Origin of the sequence: Variovorax paradoxus, assembly GCF_000834655.1 — a bacterium.
GTDB lineage: Bacteria > Pseudomonadota > Gammaproteobacteria > Burkholderiales > Burkholderiaceae_C > Variovorax > Variovorax paradoxus_F.
In genome coordinates this window covers 114222-130331 of the sequence record NZ_JXQQ01000119.1, presented here as the reverse complement: position 1 = coordinate 130331, position 16110 = coordinate 114222, and the positions used below count along the sequence as shown (strand labels likewise).

Below are 16110 nucleotides of genomic sequence, written 5' to 3'. Positions count from 1 at the left end.
TGCGCGCCGGTCCGGGCACGGCAAAATGGCCCGATGACCGACAAGAAAACGCTGCTGCTCGTCGATGGCTCGAGCTACCTGTACCGGGCCTTCCACGCCATGCCCGACCTGCGCGCCGTGCCCGGCGACCCCAAGAGCCCCGCCACGGGCGCCATCCGGGGAATGATCAACATGATGACGGCGCTGCGCCGCGAGGTGCGCGCCGATTACGCGGCCTGCATCTTCGATGCCCCCGGCAAGACCTTCCGTGACGACTGGTACCCCGAATACAAGGCCAACCGCTCGCCGATGCCCGACGACCTGCGCAGCCAGATCGACCCCATCCACGAAGTGGTGAAGCTCCTGGGCTGGCCGGTGCTCAGCGTGCCCGACGTGGAGGCCGACGACGTGATCGGCACGCTCGCCAAGATCGCCGCCGCGCAGGGCGTCGAGGTGATCGTCTCCAGCGGCGACAAGGACCTGAGCCAGCTGGTCGACGAGCACATCACCATCATCGACACGATGAACGGAAAGAAGCGCGACGTGGCGGGCGTCACGGCCGAGTTCGGCGTGCCGCCCAACCTCATGGTCGACTACCAGACGCTCGTGGGCGATTCGGTCGACAACGTGCCCGGCGTCGAGAAGGTCGGCCCGAAGACTGCTGCCAAGTGGCTGCTCGAATACGGCTCGCTCGATGCGCTGGTCGAGCGCGCCGCCGAAGTGAAGGGCGCCGCCGGCGAAAACCTGCGCAAGGCGCTCGACAAGCTGCCCCTGAGCCGCAGGCTCGTCACCATCCGCACCGATTGCGACCTCGAAGGCCATGTCACCGGCCTGCCGTCGCTCGAAGGCCTGCCGGTCGGCGCGCCGCAGACCGGCGAGCTCAAGCCCTTCTACGAGAAGTTCGGTTTCAAGAGCCTCGTGAAGACGCTCGAAGCGCAGGAAGTGCCGCCCGAGCTGATCGAGGAAAACATCAAGAAGAAGGCGGCCAAGGCCAGCACCGACCAGGGCGGCCTGTTCGACGAGCCATCCGACCTGAGCGCGCTCGATGCCGCCGCGCCCGCTAGCAACCTCAAGTACGACACGATCACCACCTGGGAGCAGTTCGACGCCTGGCTCGCCAAGCTCGAAGCCGCCGAGCTCGCGGCGATCGACACCGAGACCACGTCGCTGGACGAAATGGTCGCGCAGATCGTCGGCGTGAGCTTCAGCGTCGAGCCCGGCGAGGCGGCCTACATTCCGCTCGCGCACAACTACCCCGATGCGCCTGCGCAGTTGCCCATCGACGAGGTGCTCGCCAGGCTCAAGCCCTGGCTCGAGAACCCCGAAAGGAAGAAGCTCGGCCAGCACATCAAGTACGACCGCCACGTGTTCGCCAACCACGGCATCGAGGTCGAGGGCTACGCGCACGACACCATGCTGCAGAGCTACGTGCTCGAGGTGCACAAGCCGCACGGCCTCGCATCCCTGGCCGAGCGCCACCTGGGCCGCAGCGGCATCTCCTACGAAGACCTGTGCGGCAAGGGCGCGCACCAGATCTCCTTCAGCCAGGTCGACGTCGCCAAGGCCGCCGAATACTCGTGCGAGGACAGCGACCAGACCCTGGACGTGCACCGCACGCTGTGGCCCCAGCTCGAAGCCAACGAGAAGCTGCGCTACATCTACCAGCTCGAGATGGATTCGAGCGAGGCGCTCTACCGCGTGGAGCGCAACGGCGTGATGATCGACAGCGCCACGCTCGCCGCGCAGAGCCACGAACTGGGCACGCGCATCATGGCGCTGGAGCAGGAGGCCTACGAGATCGCGGGGCAGCCGTTCAACCTCGGTTCGCCCAAGCAGATCGGCGAGATCTTCTTCACCAAGCTGGGCCTGCCGGTCGTCAAGAAAACGCCGAGCGGCGCGCCCAGCACCGACGAAGAAGTGCTGGAGAAACTGGCCGAGGACTACCCGCTTCCCGCCAAGATCCTCGAACACCGCGGCCTCTCCAAGCTCAAGGGCACCTACACCGACAAGCTCGGCCAGCTGGCCAACCCGCGCACCGGCCGCGTGCACACGCACTACGCGCAGGCCGTGGCGGTCACGGGGCGCCTGAGCAGCAACGACCCGAACCTGCAGAACATCCCGATCCGCACGCCCGAAGGCCGCCGCGTGCGCGAGGCCTTCGTGGCACCTGCCGGCAGCGTGATCGCCAGCGCCGATTACTCGCAGATCGAGCTGCGCATCATGGCCCACATCAGCGGTGACGAATCGCTGCTGCGCGCCTTCACCGAAGGCATCGACGTGCACCGCGCGACGGCCGCCGAAGTGTTCGGCGCCACGCCCGACCAGGTGTCGAGCGAGCAGCGCCGCTATGCCAAGGTCATCAACTTCGGGCTCATCTACGGCATGAGCAGCTTCGGCCTGGCGAAGAACCTCGGCATCGAGACCAAGGCCGCGGCCTCCTACATCGAGCGCTACTTCGCGCGCTACCCGGGTGTGAAGGCGTACATGGACGAGACCAAGGCGCTCGCCAAGGAGCAGGGCTACGTGGAGACCGTGTTCGGCCGGCGCCTGTACCTGCCCGAGATCAATTCGCCCAACGGCCCGCGCCGCGGCGGCGCCGAGCGCGCGGCCATCAACGCGCCGATGCAGGGCACGGCGGCCGACCTCATCAAGCTGAGCATGGTCAAGGTACAGAACGTGCTTGACGAAGAGAAGCGCGCCACCAGGATGATCATGCAGGTGCACGACGAACTGGTGTTCGAAGTGCCCGAGGCCGAGGTCGAATGGGTGCGCATCGAAATCCCGCGCCTGATGGCCGGCGTGGCGGCGCTGAAGGTGCCGCTGCTCGCCGAGATCGGCATCGGTCCCAACTGGGACAAGGCGCATTGATCCATCGCCTCGCCGTCGAGATCGACAGGATCGACAAGAGACAACGAACCAAAGAAGAACCCAAGTCCATGACACTCCAGCCCCGCAAATTCATGCTCGCCGCCGTCTGCGCGGCCTTTCTCGGCACCGCCTTCGCCGCACCCGATGCCGGCATCGCCTCGCTCGCCGCGAAGGAAAAGCCCGCGCTGCTCGACACATTGAAGGAACTCGTCTCCATCGAATCGGGCAGCCGCGACCTCGAAGGCCTCGAAAAAATCTCCGACCTCATCGCCGCGAAGTTCAAGGCGCTGGGCGGCGAGGTCGAGCTCATCGACCCGAGCGCCGAGGCCTACCGCATGGAAGACACGCCCGAGAAAATCGGCCGCGTGGTGCGCGCCACCTTCAAGGGCACGGGCAAGAAGCGAATTTTGCTCATCGCGCACATGGACACGGTCTACACCATCGGCATGCTCAACAAGCAGCCGTTCCGCATCGACGGCGACAAGGCCTACGGCCTGGGCATCTCCGACGACAAGCAGGGCGTGGCCGTCATCACGCACACGGTGGCCATGCTGCAGGCGATGAAGTTCAAGGAATACGGCACGCTCACCGTGCTGATCAACGGCGACGAGGAAATCAGCTCGCCCGGTTCGCGCGCGCTCCTCACGCGGCTGGGCGGCGAGCACGATGCGGTCATGTCGTTCGAGGGCGCCTCCATCAAGGACGACAAGCTCTCGCTGGCCACCGCGGGCATCGCCTCGGTCACGCTCAACGTCACCGGCAAGGCCTCGCATGCGGGTTCGGCGCCCGAGCTGGGCGTGAACGCGCTCTACGAGCTCTCGCACCAGATCCTGCAGATGCGCGACCTCTCCGATCCGGCCACGGGCCTGAAGATGAACTGGACCATTTCGAAATCGGGCAGCAACCGCAACGTGATTCCGGCCGCCGCCACCGCGGGTGCCGACGTGCGCGTGCTCAAGGTGGCCGACTACGACCGCATCGAGCAGCAGGTCAACGAGCGCGTGAAGAAGCAGTTGATTCCCGAAGCCAAGGTCGAGCTCAAGTTCGAGCGCCGCCGGCCGCCGCTGGAGGCCACCCCCGCCTCGATCGCGTTCGCCAAGCATGCGCAGGGCATCTACAAGGACGAGTTGGGCCGCCCGCTGGGCGCCGACGACAAGGCGGCCGGCGGCGGTACCGATGCCGCCTTCGCCTCGCTCAAGACCAAGGCGCCCGTGGTCGAGCGCTTCGGCCTGCAGGGCTTCGGCGCGCACTCGGCCGATGCCGAATACGTGCTGCTCGATTCCATCGAGCCGCGCCTGTACCTGGCCACCCGCATGGTGATGGACATCTCGCGCAACAAGGTCGGCGGCAACTGATCCAGCCATGCGGCTGCGCCACATCGAGGTCTTCAACGCGATCATGCTCACGGGCAGCGTGAGCGCGGCGGCGCGGCTCATCAACATCACCCAGCCGGCGGTGAGCCGCACCCTGCAGCATGCCGAGCTGCAACTGGGCTTTCCGCTGTTCCAGCGCGCCAAGGGCCGGCTGTCGCCGACCACCGAGGCGCTCACGCTGTACCCGCACATCGAGCGCCTGTTCGCGCAGCTGGACGAGGTGCAGCGGCTGGCCGCCAACCTCAAGGCCGGCAGCGACACGGGCGAGCTGCGCATCCTGAGCGTGCTCGCGCTGAGCTACGAGATCCTGCCGCGCGCGCTCAAGGCCTTCCGCGAAAAGCACCCGGGCCATGCGATCACGGTCGAGTCGCTGCATTCGCCGCAGATCATGTCGGCGCTGCTGCTGCAGGAGGCCGACGTGGGCTTCGTCTTCAGCCCCGCGGTGCACCCCTCGCTCACTCAGGAGACGCTGGCCGACAGCCGCATGGTGTGCATCGCGCCCAAGGGGATGCTGCCGCGCGCGCTGGTGCGCAACGGCTCGGTGGCGCTGCACGACCTGGTCGACCGGCCTGTGATCGGCCTGGACAGCCGCGACCCCGTCGGCACGAGTCTCAGCCAGGCCTGCCGGCAGGCCGGCGTCGGCTTCCAGCAGGCGGTGGTGACGGTGCAGACCTACCACGCGGCGCTGGCCATGGCGCATCACGGGCTGGGCGTGGCATTGGTCGACGGATGCACGGCGCGTTCGGCCGACCGCGAGAAGGTCGATGTGCTCACGCTGGAGCCTCACATCCCTGTGCCGGTGCGCGCGCTGCGCTTCACCGGCCGGCCCGATTCGGTGGCGGTGCGCGGCATCACGCGCTGCATGCAGCAGGCGATCCAGGAAGCGCTTTAAGGGCGCGGCAGGAAATACGCTTGAAGAGCCTCGTCGGCGAGCGTCCTCGATGTCTCGAGGATCTCCGGCCCGAGGCCCGTTCCCTGGACGGAGAAGAAGTGCAGGTCCTTCAGGCCGATCTGCGCCAGGATGACCGTCAGGTACGGCGTCAGGAAATCCGGCTGCCGTGCATGTTCACCGGAAAAACTGCCGCCCGAAGCCACCGCGATGAACACCGGCCGGTTGCGCAACAGGCCCACCTTGCCGCCCGGTCCCGTGTCGAAGGTGCGGCGCGCCCGCACGACGTGATCGATCCACGCCTTCAGCGCCGAGGGCACGCCCAGGTTGTGCATCGGCGTGCCGATGACCACGGCATCCGCATCCTCCAACTCCCGGATCAGCTCGTCGGACCGGGCCACTGCCCCGTCCTGCGTGATCTCGGCCGTGGCCGAATGCTGGCCGAGCGCGTAGTTCGCGTCGATGTGGGGCAGGGCATTGCCGCCGATCACCCGGTTCATCACCGTGGCGGCGGGATCGCGGCCCATCAGGCGCGCAACGATCTTTCGGGAAAGCCTGTAGCTCTCGGAGTCTTCCCCGCGGGGGCTGCAGACGACGTGCAGGATCTTCATGGCGACCACTTCAGTTTCTTGTGAAAGGAGGCAGTCTAGGAAGCACATGGCCTATCTCACAGAGCCATGAATGAAGATTGGGGCTGATCCATAATTTGCGGCACCACGGCACGCTCATCCCGGGCAGGCCGATCGAGAAGGCATCGCCATGACCGCCGGGAAGACCAGCAACATCTCGCCCCTGGACCCCAGCGCGGCCGAGCCTTTCTACCGCCAGATCTACGAGCGTTTTCGCAGCGCCATCGCCAGCGGACTGCTCAAGCCGGGTGACCGCATTCCCTCGGCGCGCGCGCTGACGAAGGAGCTGGGCCTGGCGCGAGGCACGATCGAGACCGCGTATTCGCTGCTGGCGGCCGAGGGGTACATCCAGGCCCGCGGCCAGGCGGGCACCATCGTCACGCCGGGCCTGAAGCCCCGCACGCCCGTGGCCATCCCGCCGGCCGTGATCGACAGCGGCACGTCCTCGATCGGCTTCCGTCCGTATTCGATTCTTCCGTTCCAGATGGGCCTGCCCGCGCTGGACGAATTTCCAAGAAAGATCTGGGCTCGGCTCGGTGCGCGGTGCGCGCGCGCCATGCAGCCGTCCGACATGACGCACCCGTCGGTCTTCGGGCAGCCGATGCTGCGCGCCGAAATCGCCGCCTATCTGCAGGTCTCGCGCGGCATCCACTGCACGGCATCGCAGGTCTTCGTGACCTCGGGCTATCGCCACAGCATCGAGCTCGTCGGCCTTGCGCTGCTCAAGTCGGGAGACCGCGTGTGGCTCGAAGACCCGGGCTATCCGCCCACGCGCGAGCTGCTCGCGCAGATGCACATCGCGACCGTGCCGGTGCCGGTGGACGCGGACGGCATGGTCGTTGCCGAGGGCATCCGGTCGGCGCCGCGGGCGCGCATGGCCGTGGTGACGCCGGCGCACCAGAGCCCGCTGGGCGTGTCCCTGTCGTTGCAGCGGCGCCTGGCGCTGCTGGACTGGGCGGGCCGCAACAACGCATGGGTCGTGGAAGACGACTACGACGGCGAGTACCGCTACGTGAGCCGCCCGCTGCCCGCTCTCAAGAGCCTGGACCGCGACGGGCGCGTGCTCTATGCGGGCACCTTCAGCAAGGTGCTCTTTCCGAGCCTGCGGCTGGCCTACCTCGTGGTGCCGGAGCCGCAGGTCGAGCGGTTCGAGCAGATCGTCCAGACCTTTGCCGGCGGCAGCCCCGAGCTCACGCAGTCCATCGTCACGGCCTTCATCAAGGAGGGGCACTTCGCGCGCCACATCCAGCGCATGCGCAAGCTCTACGCCGAGCGGCGCGAGGCGGCGAGCGCGGGCCTGGCCAGCGTGCTGGGCGCGCGCGTGCGCATCGACGCGCTGCCCGGCGGCATGCACCTCATCCTGCGGCTGACAGGCCGCCAGTCGGACCGCAAGCTCATGCTGCGCATGCGGGAGGACGGCCTCTTTGCCGAGGCGCTTTCTGAATGGCAGCAGATCGGCAAGGGCCCCTCGGCATTGCTCGTCAACTTCACGAACATCGATTCCCGCGCCACGGCCGAGAAGCTGGGCAAGCGCATCCTGGCCTTGATGTGACGCGAATCTTGGCCCAGAACCGGATGCCATTCTTGGATCTTCCGGACTGGACCAAGATCTTCGACGATGGAGTCCTTCCCAATCAGCAAACACAAGGACTCCTCATGAGCAATCGCCTCGACTACGCCAAGATTTCGCCCGACGTCTACAAGACCTTCGGCGGGGTGTATGTCGCCGTCCAGAAAAGCGGCCTGCCCAAGCAACTGGTCGACCTCGTCTACCTGCGGGTGTCGCAGATCAACGGCTGCGCCTACTGCATCGACATGCATTCGCGCGACCTTCTGAAGTCCGGCCTCGGGGTCGACAAGCTCGTGCTGGTGCCGGTGTGGCACGACGCGGGCGCGGTGTTCAGCGCACGCGAACGCGCGGCGCTCGCCTGGGCCGAAACCGTGACGCGCGTCGCCGAGACGGGCGTTCCCGACGCCGACTACGAAGCTGCGTCGGCCGAATTCGGCGACAAGGAGCTGGCCGACCTCACCTACGCGATCGGCCTCATGAACGCGTTCAACCGCTTCGGCGTCACCTTTCGCTCGACGCCCGCGGCCACCGCTGCAGCCGCCGAGGCCTGACGCGCCATGGCATGGGCATTGCTCGGCGTCGCGGGCCTTCTCGAAATCGTCTTCGCGTTCGCCATGAAATCGTCCGAAGGCTTCACGCGGCTGGTGCCCGCGCTGTTCACGGTCGGCGCGGGCCTGTCGAGCGTGGTGCTTCTGGCGCTCTCGATGCGCACGCTGCCGATGGGCACGGGCTACGCGGTCTGGACCGGTATCGGCGCAGCCGGCACCGCGATCGTGGGCATGGTGGTGCTGGGCGACTCCGCCGCGCCGATGCGGCTCTTGTGCATCGCGCTCATCCTGGCGGGCGTCATCGGGCTGAAGCTCGTTTCCACCGACTGAGTTCAGGCCGGCAGCGCCTGCCCTATCTTCAGCGCCGAGCCGAAGGCCAGCGTGAAGCCCAGCGCGCCGTGGCCGGTGTTGAAGAGCATGTTCGCCGGTGCGCTCTCCAGCCGACCGATGATCGGCAACCCCTTCGGCGTCGCGGGGCGCATGCCGGTCCAGGGATGCAATTCTTCCAGCCGGCTCGCATGCGGGAAGAGGGCGCGCGTGGCGGCTGCCAGTGTCTCGATGCGCGTGGCCGGAATGCTCGCGTCGTGCCCCACCAGCTCGGCCATGCCTGCCACGCGCAGGCGCGAGCCGATGCGCGCGAACACCACCTTGCGGGCGCTGTCGGTCACGTTCACGCGGGGCGCCGCGCCGGGCGATGGATCGACCTCCACCGTGATGCTGTAGCCCTTGAGCGGATACACCGGCAGGTACGCGCCCAGCGCGCGGCCGAGCTTGTGCGAGGCCGAGCCGAGCGCCATCACGAAGGCATCGGCCTCGATGTCGCCCTGGCTGGTGTCCGCCGCCGCGATGCGGCTGCCGTTGCGCGCGAAGCCGTGCACGTCGGTGCCCAGCAGGAAACGCACGCCGCGTGCTTCGAGCGCACGCATCAGCTCGGCGCACACCTTGAGGCAATCGGCCGCGCATTCGCTCTGCGTATAGACCGCGCCGGCCATCTTGCCGCGGTAGCTCGCGAGCGCGGGCTCGATGGCGATGCACTCGTCGGGCGTGACGATGCGCTGCTCGCTGCCCATGGTGCGCTGCAGTTCGAGTTGCGCGCGTGCGCCTTCGAGCGAAGCCGCGCTTGCGTACAGCACCAGCTTGCCGGTGGCCGAGAAGTCGCAGTCGGGCGCGATGTCGGCCTGCATCGCCTCGAACTCGGTGCGGCTTGATGCGGCCAGCGCCAGCAGCCTGGCCGTGGTGTCGCGCGAAGTCCCCGCATTGCAGGCCGCGAGAAATTCCATGCCCCAGCGCCACTGGAGCGGGTCGAGCTGCGGTCGCAGCTTGAGCGGCGAACTGGGCGAGAGCAGCAGCTTGGGCAGCTGCTTCCAGATCGACGGATCGGCCAGCGGCTGCACGTACGAATAGCTCAACTGCGCGCCATTGCCGCCGCTCGCGCCGGCGCCGGGCGCCGCGCGGTCGATCACCGTGACCTGGTGGCCCCGGCGTTCGAGTTGCCAGGCGGTGGCCAGGCCCACGATGCCGGCACCGAGCACACACACATGCATGAAGGCAACTTTCGGGAAGTGAAGACAAAAGACGGCTTGACTGTAGAGGCGCCCCGCGCCGCCCGGAAATGCCAAAAGAACCCCCGCCCATAACCTTTGGGCATGACCCCGGGGTTATTTGGAATTGTCGCGACGTGTCACTCCTTCTTACACTGCGCTTCTGTTCAATCCAACCGAATGAAGGCTCGAATGAAACTCTCCGTCCTGATGGCATCCATGGCTGCCGCGGTGCTCTTTACCGCCACCGGCGCGCAAGCCGCCGACACGCTCGCCAAGATCGCCGAGTCCGGCAAGATCACGCTCGCCTACCGCGAGTCGTCGGTGCCCTTCAGCTACCTGGACGGCCCCAACAAGCCGATCGGGTTCTCGGTGGAACTCTCCAACGCCGTGGTCGAAGCGGTGAAGAAGAAGCTGAACAAGCCCAACCTGCAGGTCTCGCTGATGGCGGTCACCTCGCAGAACCGCATTCCGCTCATCACCAACGGCACCGTCGACCTGGAGTGCGGCTCCACCACCAACAACAGCGCGCGTGGCAAGGACGTGGCCTTCGCGGTCAATCACTTCTACACGGGCACGCGCCTCCTGACGAAGAAGTCCTCCAAGATCAAGGACTACGCCGACCTCGCCAAGAAGACCGTGGCCAGCACCACCGGCACCACCAATGCGCTGGTCATGCGCAAGTACAACGCCGACAAGAACCTGGGCATGGACATCGTGCTCGGCAAGGACCACGCCGATGCGTTCCTGCTGGTGGAGAGCGACCGTGCCGTCGCCTTCGCGATGGACGACATCCTGCTGTTCGGCCTGATCGCCAACTCCAAGAGCCCGGCCGACTACGAAGTGGTGGGCGAGTCGCTGCAGGTCGAGCCCTACGCCTGCATGCTGCCCAAGGACGACCCGGCCTTCAAGAAGCTGGTGGACGACACCTTCATCAACATGATGAAGAGCGGCGAGTTCGAGAAGCTCTACACCAAGTGGTTCATGCAGCCGATTCCGCCGAAGAACGTGCCGCTGAACCTGCCGATGAGCGATCAGCTCAAGGAAAACCTCAAGGCCTTCAGCGACAAACCCGCAACTTGAACTCGCCCCCAGGCTGCGCGCACTGCGTGTCGCTTCGCCCACCCCCTGCCGGGGGCAATACCTGCGGCCCGGCAATGCCGGTTCCGCGGTATTCCTGAAACAGAGAAGGATCATGGTCTCGACAAACGTGGTTGGCATCTTGGGGGGCATGGGCCCCGCGGCGGGCGCCGACTTCGTCCGGCTCTTCGTGCAGGCCTGCGCGCAGCAGATGAAGGCACGCGGCGAGCCGGTGCGCGACCAGTCTTTTCCCGAGCACTGGCTTGCGCAGGTGCCGGTGCCCGATCGCACCGGCGCGCTGGCCTCGGCCGCGAGCGGCGCGCACCAGCCGCTGGAGCCGATGCTGCAGGCGCTGGGCAGGCTGGCCGCGCTCGGCAGCCGCGCCGTGGCCATCGCCTGCAACACCGCGCATGCCTGGCACGGGAACCTGCAGGAGCGCTTTCCGCAGGTCGAGCTGCTGCACATGGCGCGCGAGACCGCGCAGCATCTGGCCGCGCAGGGCGCGAGCGAGGTGGCGCTGATGGCCACCGAGGGCACATACCGCGTGCGTCTCTACGAACAGGCGCTGGCCGAAGCGGGCCTGGGCTGCCACGTGCCGCTGGCCGACGAGCGGCAGACCATCATGCGCGGCATCTTCGACGGCGTGAAAGCCGGCAATCTGCCGCTGGCCGAGCGGTGCTTCTCGGAGGTCGCGCTGCGGCTGGCCGAGCGGCACGGGCCCGTCACCATCATCATGGGCTGCACCGAGGTGCCGCTCGGTCTGCAGGGCTCGGCCGCGGTGGCCGGGCTGAGCCTGGTCGATCCGGCGCAGGTGCTGGCGGCGGCGCTGGCCCGCCGGGCGTATAGCGCGTAAGGGGCGTAAGGGGCGTAAGGGGCGTAGGGGCCAGGGGCCAGGGGCGCAGAACCCAACCCCACCGAATTTCCGGTCATAGGGGCCGGATGCCGATTTCGCCTACATTGCGGCGTGCGTTTTTCGCGCAGCGCCCCTTGTCCGACGATTCAACTGGAGCCCCTTCCGATGTCCCAACTCGACGACAGCCGTTCCGACTTCGATTCGCTTCGCCCCGGCGACAGCACCGAGCAGGGCGCCACGCGCCGCACCGCCCTGAAGGCCGCCATCGGCGTCGGCTACGCAGCCGCCGTGATGCCGGTGATGGCGCAGACCGCCATCAGCACCTCGGCCGAAGGCCTGAAGGCCGGCCCGATCAAGTACACCGTCAACGGCTTCGAGGTGCCCGCCTATGCGGCAGCACCGGCCGGCAAGACCGGCCTGCCGGTGATCCTGGTGATCCAGGAAATCTTCGGCGTGCACGAATACATCGCCGACACCTGCCGCCGATTCGCCAAGCTGGGCTACCTGGCCATCGCGCCCGAGCTCTACGCTCGCCAGGGCGACCCGCGCGGCTACACCGACATCCCGAAGCTGCAGGCCGACATCGTCACCAAGGTGCCCGATGCGCAAGTGATGGCCGACCTCGATGGCGCATTGGCCTATGCCAAGGCCAACGGCGGCGACACCAGCAAGGCCGGCATCACGGGCTTCTGCTGGGGTGGGCGCATCGTCTGGCTCTACGCAGCCACCGGCAAGGTCAAGGCCGGCGTGGCCTGGTACGGCCGGCTCGTCGGGCAGGCGAGCGATCTGCAGCCGAAACACCCGGTCGACATCGCTGCCACCCTACAGGCGCCGGTGCTCGGCCTCTACGGCGGAAAAGACCAGGGCATCCCCCTTGACACGGTTGATAAGATGAAAGCTGCTCTGGCCACTGGAACTGCGGCGGCCAAGGCATCGAGCTTCGTCGTGTACCCCGAAGCAGGCCACGCGTTCCATGCCGACTACCGCCCCAGCTACGTGAAGAGCGCAGCAGACGACGGATGGCAGCGCGCCACCGCCTGGTTCAAAGCCAATGGCGTCGCCTGACGACGGCGCCTTGTAGCCACTCCCCGCCGAAGGCCGTCCTGTGTGACGGCCTTTCTCTTTTTATGAACGGTATGCGGTCCTGAAGACCGCTCCTCTTGCGCAAGCAGCTATGAATTTGATAGTCATCATCGCCGCGACCCTGGTCGCCGGCATCGGAAGTGTCTGGCTGGCGGCATTGCTGCTGCGTGTGGGCGTGCGCAGCGGTTCCGGCGGGGTGAATCCGCAGCATCTGTTGAGCCTGGCGGCCGGCGCGCTGCTCGCCACCGCCTTCATGCATCTGTTGCCCGAGGCCTTCGAAAGCCGCATCGAGCCGGCACTGCTGTTCGCGGTGCTGCTGTTCGGCCTCGTGTTCTTCTTCCTGCTCGACAAGGCGGAGCTGTGGCACCACGGGCACGAGCATCACCACGGCAACAGCGCCGAAGGGCCGGATGCGCACAAGGGTCACGACCATGCTCACGCTCACGACCACCACGGGCACGGCCATGCCCACGACCACGCCCCCAAGGGCGGCGGCAGCTGGGCCGTGCTCACCGGCGACAGCGTGCATTGCTTCGGCGACGGCATCCTGATCGCGTCGGCTTTCGTCGCCGACATTCGCCTCGGCCTCGTGGCGGCGCTGGCAGTGCTCGCGCACGAGGTGCCGCACCACATCGGCGACCTCGTGGTGCTGCGCCAGAGCTCGGCCAACCAGCGCGTGGCGCTCGTGAAGGTTTCGCTTGCCGGCACCATGACCATGCTGGGCGGCATCGCGGGCTGGTGGCTGGTCGACCAGCTGCACGGGTGGCTGCCGTATTTCCTGGTGCTGGCCGGCAGCAGCTTCGTTTACGTGGCGCTGGCGGACCTGATTCCGCAGCTGCAAAAACGCCTGCCCGCCCGCCAGACCGCCGCGCAGGTGCTGTGGCTGGTCGCTGGCATCGTGCTGGTAACGCTGGTGAGCCGGCTCGCGCACGGCGAGCATGGGCACGAGCACGGCCATGACGCCGGACACGGCGAAGCCGGCCACGTCCACAAGGACTGACGGCGCGGTTTTGCGCGGGAAGAGGGAGGGCGGGAAACTTTCCGACACCGACGCTGCCGATCGGATGAGCCGCAACGGCCGAAACAGGCGCACCATAGGGGGCCGTACAGCATTCATCTGCCGAGGAGCCGAACATGAATCACGTCGACGCCACCGCGCGTTCCGCCTCGCCATCCGAAGACGATGACGACAACACGCCAGCCGACGATTTCGAGGAAACCGACAGCGACGTCACCGACGACCTCGCGGAAGAAACCGGCATCGACCTGACCGATGCCAGCGAACTCGATGCCGACAACGTGCCGGCCGACGAAGAGTTCGACCGCGTGATGAACGCCCCGGACTAGGCCAATCCACTGCGCATCCTTAGATGCGCAAGATCAAGAGATATGCGCGGAGCTGGCAATTTGGCGCAGTTGTTGTCCTGCTGTCAAAGAAGGGCTTGTACGCTTAGGGGGAGGCTCAATTCGAGAGGCCTGAGTTGATAGCGGACGCTATCAAAAAAATCTTGATCGGCTTTTGCGAAGTCCAAGTGCTCCGCCATTTTTTTAATGTTCTGTCCAACAAATGCGGGGATGGTCGGATCAGAGCGCAAAAAATCCTCGAGTCGGGCAAATCTGATCGGATTTGGTTCTTCGACAGGGCGAAACATATCAGTCTCGACAAGGTGCTCATTAACGGCGGGTCCAATTGTGGCTTCGCAGATTGAGACAAGCTGAAGTACATATTGGCGAGGTGGAGCGAGTTGTTTGACTCCTTTGCGATCCGAAACTGTGGGCAAGTGAAGAATCGGAATGGACTCAAGAAAATCTGCTCTGGCTGAGATGTCGAGATTTCGATGCACGATCGCATTCCGCAATTCCCTGAGGTAGTCCAGAGTTTGCTTTCCATCTGAGAGGCTTGAGGACGTTAAACGCGAGATGAGTTTCTCCTCAAACTTCTCACCTGCATCCTTCAGTATGTCTATGGCAGATAGCAGCGAAACGAAGTACTGAGAATATCCATGCCGTAGTTGCTGAAGACCCTCGACACTAAGCTGTGCTCTAAGTTCTAGGGCTTTAGAAATCGACAATGCCCTCGCCTCAAAGTAGGCCTTGAGGGCACTCAAGAGTTCCAATCTTTTCGCGTACTCAGGAAGACCTGCTGCACTCTGTGTCATCGTGCTCAACTCGAGTTTTGCTGCGTCAGATCATAGGGGGTGTGGTGATCGAAGAAGGTAGCGTTGAAACTCTCAGCCCGCTTCACCCCGCACGATCACCTGCCCGTTGCGCGCACCGCTGTGCACGCCGTGCTGCCAGGTCAGGGCGCCATTCACGATCACCGCATCGATGCCTTCGGCCGGCTGCGTCGGCGTTTCGTAGTTCGCGGTGTCGCGCACCGTGGCCGCGTTGAAGATCACCACGTCAGCATGGTGGCCGGGCTTGAGCGTGCCGCGTTCGTGCAGGCCGAAGTTGCGTGCCGTGAGACCCGTCATCTTCCACACCGCCGTCTCCAGGGGGAACAGGCCCACGTCGCGGCTGTAGTGCCCGAGCACGCGCGGGAAGGTGCCCCACAGGCGCGGATGCGGCTTCTCGCCGAGCGGGATGCCGTCCGAGCCGATCATGGTGTCGTCGAAGGCGAGGATGCGCTGCACGTCGTCCTCGTCCATCATGAAATAGATCGCGCTGCCCGGCTGCAGGCGCTTTGCCGCCTCTTCGCCCGACACGCCCCATTCGGCCGCGATGTCCTTCAGGTCGCGGCCCGCGCACTCGGGGTGCGGCACGCTCGAGGCGATGAGCACGCGGCCGTCCATCATTCCGCGGTCGGTGCGGATCATGGTGGAGCCCGCCGTGTACGGGTAGCAATCCAGGCCGATGCACTGGTGCTGCATCGCCTCCTTGATGAAGGGCAGCGTCACCTTCGTCTTGCCGAAGTTCTGCGCGTTCTGCACCTTGTGGTGCGACACCACCACCGGAATGTCGAGCGCGCGGCCGATGTGGAAGGTCTCTTCGAGCGACTCCATCACGCGGTCGCTTTCGTCGCGCATGTGGGTCACGTAGAGCGCCTTGCGCGACGTGAGCGGGCGGCCGACCTCGATGATTTCCTCGGTCGTCGCCTTCACGGCCGGCGGGTAGAAGGTGCCGGTCGACAGTCCGATGGCGCCGGCCTGCATCGCCTCTTCGACCAGCGCCTGCATCGCGGCGATCTCGGCATCGTTCGCGGGACGGTCGAGGTCTGACATGACCACCGCGCGCAGCGTCGAGTGGCCCACCATCGCGGCCACGTTCACCGAAGACGGCGTGGCGCGCAGCGCATCGAGGTACGCGGCGAAGGTGGTGAATCGGCCTTCGGCCGGCGTGTCGAGCAGGCTCAGCGGCATCGGCAGGTCCATGTCCACGCGCAGCGGCGCGGCGCTGATGCCGCAGTTGCCCGCCACCACCGTCGTCACGCCCTGCGACACCTTGAACGGCATCTGCGCCTGCGAGAGCGCGGCCTGGTCGTCGTGCGTGTGCGAGTCGATGAAGCCCGGCGCGACGATGCGGCCCGTGGCATCGAGCGTCTGGTCGGCGGTGTGGCCGGTGAGCTTGCCGATGGCGGCGATGCGGCCGGCGACGATGCCGACATCGGCATCGAAGCGCGGCGCCTTGGTGCCGTCGATGACGGTGCCTCCGCGGATCAGCAGGTCGTAGTGGGGTGTCGTGTCGGTCATCGAAGGGC

At 66.3% G+C, this 16110-nt stretch carries 15 protein-coding genes; 11 read left to right on the top strand and 4 right to left on the bottom strand.

Translation table 11 applies throughout. The annotated features are described in order from the left end of the window. Positions 1–33 precede the first annotated feature (33 nt). From polA to RT97_RS29785, 3 genes are all read left to right on the top strand, one after another. Positions 34–2847, top strand: coding sequence for a DNA polymerase I (polA, locus tag RT97_RS29795; protein ID WP_042582471.1), 2814 nt, complete (start codon positions 34–36; stop codon positions 2845–2847). Between the two features lie 68 nt (positions 2848–2915). Then, positions 2916–4202: a M20/M25/M40 family metallo-hydrolase gene (locus tag RT97_RS29790; RefSeq protein WP_042582570.1), complete on the top strand. Its 1287-nt coding sequence runs from the start codon at positions 2916–2918 to the stop codon at positions 4200–4202. 7 nt (positions 4203–4209) lie between these two features. Then, positions 4210–5112, top strand: coding sequence for a LysR family transcriptional regulator (locus tag RT97_RS29785; protein WP_042582470.1), 903 nt, complete (start codon positions 4210–4212; stop codon positions 5110–5112). Here RT97_RS29785 and RT97_RS29780 read toward each other — a convergent pair. Further along, the gene (locus RT97_RS29780; protein WP_042582469.1) at positions 5109–5720 is read right to left on the bottom strand and encodes an FMN-dependent NADH-azoreductase; all 612 of its coding nucleotides are present in this window, start codon (positions 5718–5720) and stop codon (positions 5109–5111) included. The two genes, RT97_RS29785 and RT97_RS29780, sit on opposite strands and share 4 nt — an antisense overlap. A 148-nt stretch (positions 5721–5868) precedes the next feature. Here RT97_RS29780 and RT97_RS29775 point away from each other — a divergent pair, with 148 nt between their 5' ends. The 3 genes from RT97_RS29775 (at position 5869) to sugE (ending at position 8186) form a co-directional block, all read left to right on the top strand. Then, positions 5869–7290: a PLP-dependent aminotransferase family protein gene (locus RT97_RS29775; RefSeq protein WP_042582468.1), complete on the top strand. Its 1422-nt coding sequence runs from the start codon at positions 5869–5871 to the stop codon at positions 7288–7290. 104 nt (positions 7291–7394) lie between these two features. Next, positions 7395–7859 carry a carboxymuconolactone decarboxylase family protein gene (locus tag RT97_RS29770; protein WP_042582467.1) on the top strand — a complete coding sequence of 155 codons (465 nt, stop codon included), beginning with the start codon at positions 7395–7397 and terminating at the stop codon, positions 7857–7859. 6 nt (positions 7860–7865) lie between these two features. Beyond that, on the top strand, positions 7866–8186 hold the full coding sequence (sugE, locus tag RT97_RS29765; RefSeq protein WP_042582466.1) for a quaternary ammonium compound efflux SMR transporter SugE: 321 nt from the start codon (positions 7866–7868) through the stop codon (positions 8184–8186). A 2-nt stretch (positions 8187–8188) separates the two neighbouring features. Here sugE and RT97_RS29760 read toward each other — a convergent pair whose 3' ends face one another. Then, positions 8189–9400: a D-amino acid dehydrogenase gene (locus RT97_RS29760; protein ID WP_042582465.1), complete on the bottom strand. Its 1212-nt coding sequence runs from the start codon at positions 9398–9400 to the stop codon at positions 8189–8191. A gap of 189 nt (positions 9401–9589) precedes the next feature. Between RT97_RS29760 and RT97_RS29755 the strand changes: the two genes are divergently transcribed. The 5 genes from RT97_RS29755 (at position 9590) to RT97_RS29735 (ending at position 13760) form a co-directional block, all read left to right on the top strand. Next, entirely contained in the window at positions 9590–10480 is an 891-nt protein-coding gene (locus tag RT97_RS29755) for a transporter substrate-binding domain-containing protein (protein WP_042582464.1), read from the top strand. Between the two features lie 112 nt (positions 10481–10592). Beyond that, positions 10593–11330, top strand: a complete 738-nt coding sequence (locus RT97_RS29750; protein ID WP_042582463.1) for an aspartate/glutamate racemase family protein — start codon at positions 10593–10595, stop codon at positions 11328–11330. A 165-nt stretch (positions 11331–11495) separates the two neighbouring features. Next, a complete protein-coding gene (locus tag RT97_RS29745; RefSeq protein WP_042582462.1) occupies positions 11496–12395 on the top strand; it encodes a dienelactone hydrolase family protein in 900 nt (299 codons plus the stop codon). Positions 12396–12504: 109 nt separating this feature from the next. Next, positions 12505–13413, top strand: coding sequence for a ZIP family metal transporter (locus RT97_RS29740; RefSeq protein WP_042582461.1), 909 nt, complete (start codon positions 12505–12507; stop codon positions 13411–13413). A gap of 134 nt (positions 13414–13547) precedes the next feature. Then, positions 13548–13760 (top strand): hypothetical protein, encoded by a 213-nt coding sequence (locus tag RT97_RS29735; RefSeq protein ID WP_042582460.1) that lies wholly within the window; start codon positions 13548–13550, stop codon positions 13758–13760. Positions 13761–13843: 83 nt separating this feature from the next. On the opposite strand, the gene RT97_RS33285 is transcribed toward RT97_RS29735, so the two are convergent. Further along, complete coding sequence (locus RT97_RS33285) at positions 13844–14572, bottom strand: hypothetical protein (RefSeq protein ID WP_155403932.1); 729 nt, start codon at positions 14570–14572, stop codon at positions 13844–13846. Positions 14573–14644: 72 nt separating this feature from the next. After that, entirely contained in the window at positions 14645–16102 is a 1458-nt protein-coding gene (locus RT97_RS29730; protein ID WP_042582459.1) for an N-acyl-D-amino-acid deacylase family protein, read from the bottom strand. Positions 16103–16110 lie beyond the last annotated feature (8 nt).

Excerpts from the sequence above, each read along its gene's own strand:
- polA (WP_042582471.1), top strand. The coding sequence starts at position 34 with ATGACCGACAAGAAAACGCTGCTGCTCGTCGATGGCTCGAGCTACCTG.
- RT97_RS29790 (WP_042582570.1), top strand. The coding sequence starts at position 2,916 with ATGACACTCCAGCCCCGCAAATTCATGCTCGCCGCCGTCTGCGCGGCC.
- RT97_RS29785 (WP_042582470.1), top strand. The coding sequence starts at position 4,210 with ATGCGGCTGCGCCACATCGAGGTCTTCAACGCGATCATGCTCACGGGC.
- RT97_RS29780 (WP_042582469.1), bottom strand. The coding sequence starts at position 5,720 with ATGAAGATCCTGCACGTCGTCTGCAGCCCCCGCGGGGAAGACTCCGAG.
- RT97_RS29775 (WP_042582468.1), top strand. The coding sequence starts at position 5,869 with ATGACCGCCGGGAAGACCAGCAACATCTCGCCCCTGGACCCCAGCGCG.
- RT97_RS29770 (WP_042582467.1), top strand. The coding sequence starts at position 7,395 with ATGAGCAATCGCCTCGACTACGCCAAGATTTCGCCCGACGTCTACAAG.
- sugE (WP_042582466.1), top strand. The coding sequence starts at position 7,866 with ATGGCATGGGCATTGCTCGGCGTCGCGGGCCTTCTCGAAATCGTCTTC.
- RT97_RS29760 (WP_042582465.1), bottom strand. The coding sequence starts at position 9,400 with ATGCATGTGTGTGTGCTCGGTGCCGGCATCGTGGGCCTGGCCACCGCC.
- RT97_RS29755 (WP_042582464.1), top strand. The coding sequence starts at position 9,590 with ATGAAACTCTCCGTCCTGATGGCATCCATGGCTGCCGCGGTGCTCTTT.
- RT97_RS29750 (WP_042582463.1), top strand. The coding sequence starts at position 10,593 with ATGGTCTCGACAAACGTGGTTGGCATCTTGGGGGGCATGGGCCCCGCG.
- RT97_RS29745 (WP_042582462.1), top strand. The coding sequence starts at position 11,496 with ATGTCCCAACTCGACGACAGCCGTTCCGACTTCGATTCGCTTCGCCCC.
- RT97_RS29740 (WP_042582461.1), top strand. The coding sequence starts at position 12,505 with ATGAATTTGATAGTCATCATCGCCGCGACCCTGGTCGCCGGCATCGGA.
- RT97_RS29735 (WP_042582460.1), top strand. The coding sequence starts at position 13,548 with ATGAATCACGTCGACGCCACCGCGCGTTCCGCCTCGCCATCCGAAGAC.
- RT97_RS33285 (WP_155403932.1), bottom strand. The coding sequence starts at position 14,572 with ATGACACAGAGTGCAGCAGGTCTTCCTGAGTACGCGAAAAGATTGGAA.
- RT97_RS29730 (WP_042582459.1), bottom strand. The coding sequence starts at position 16,102 with ATGACCGACACGACACCCCACTACGACCTGCTGATCCGCGGAGGCACC.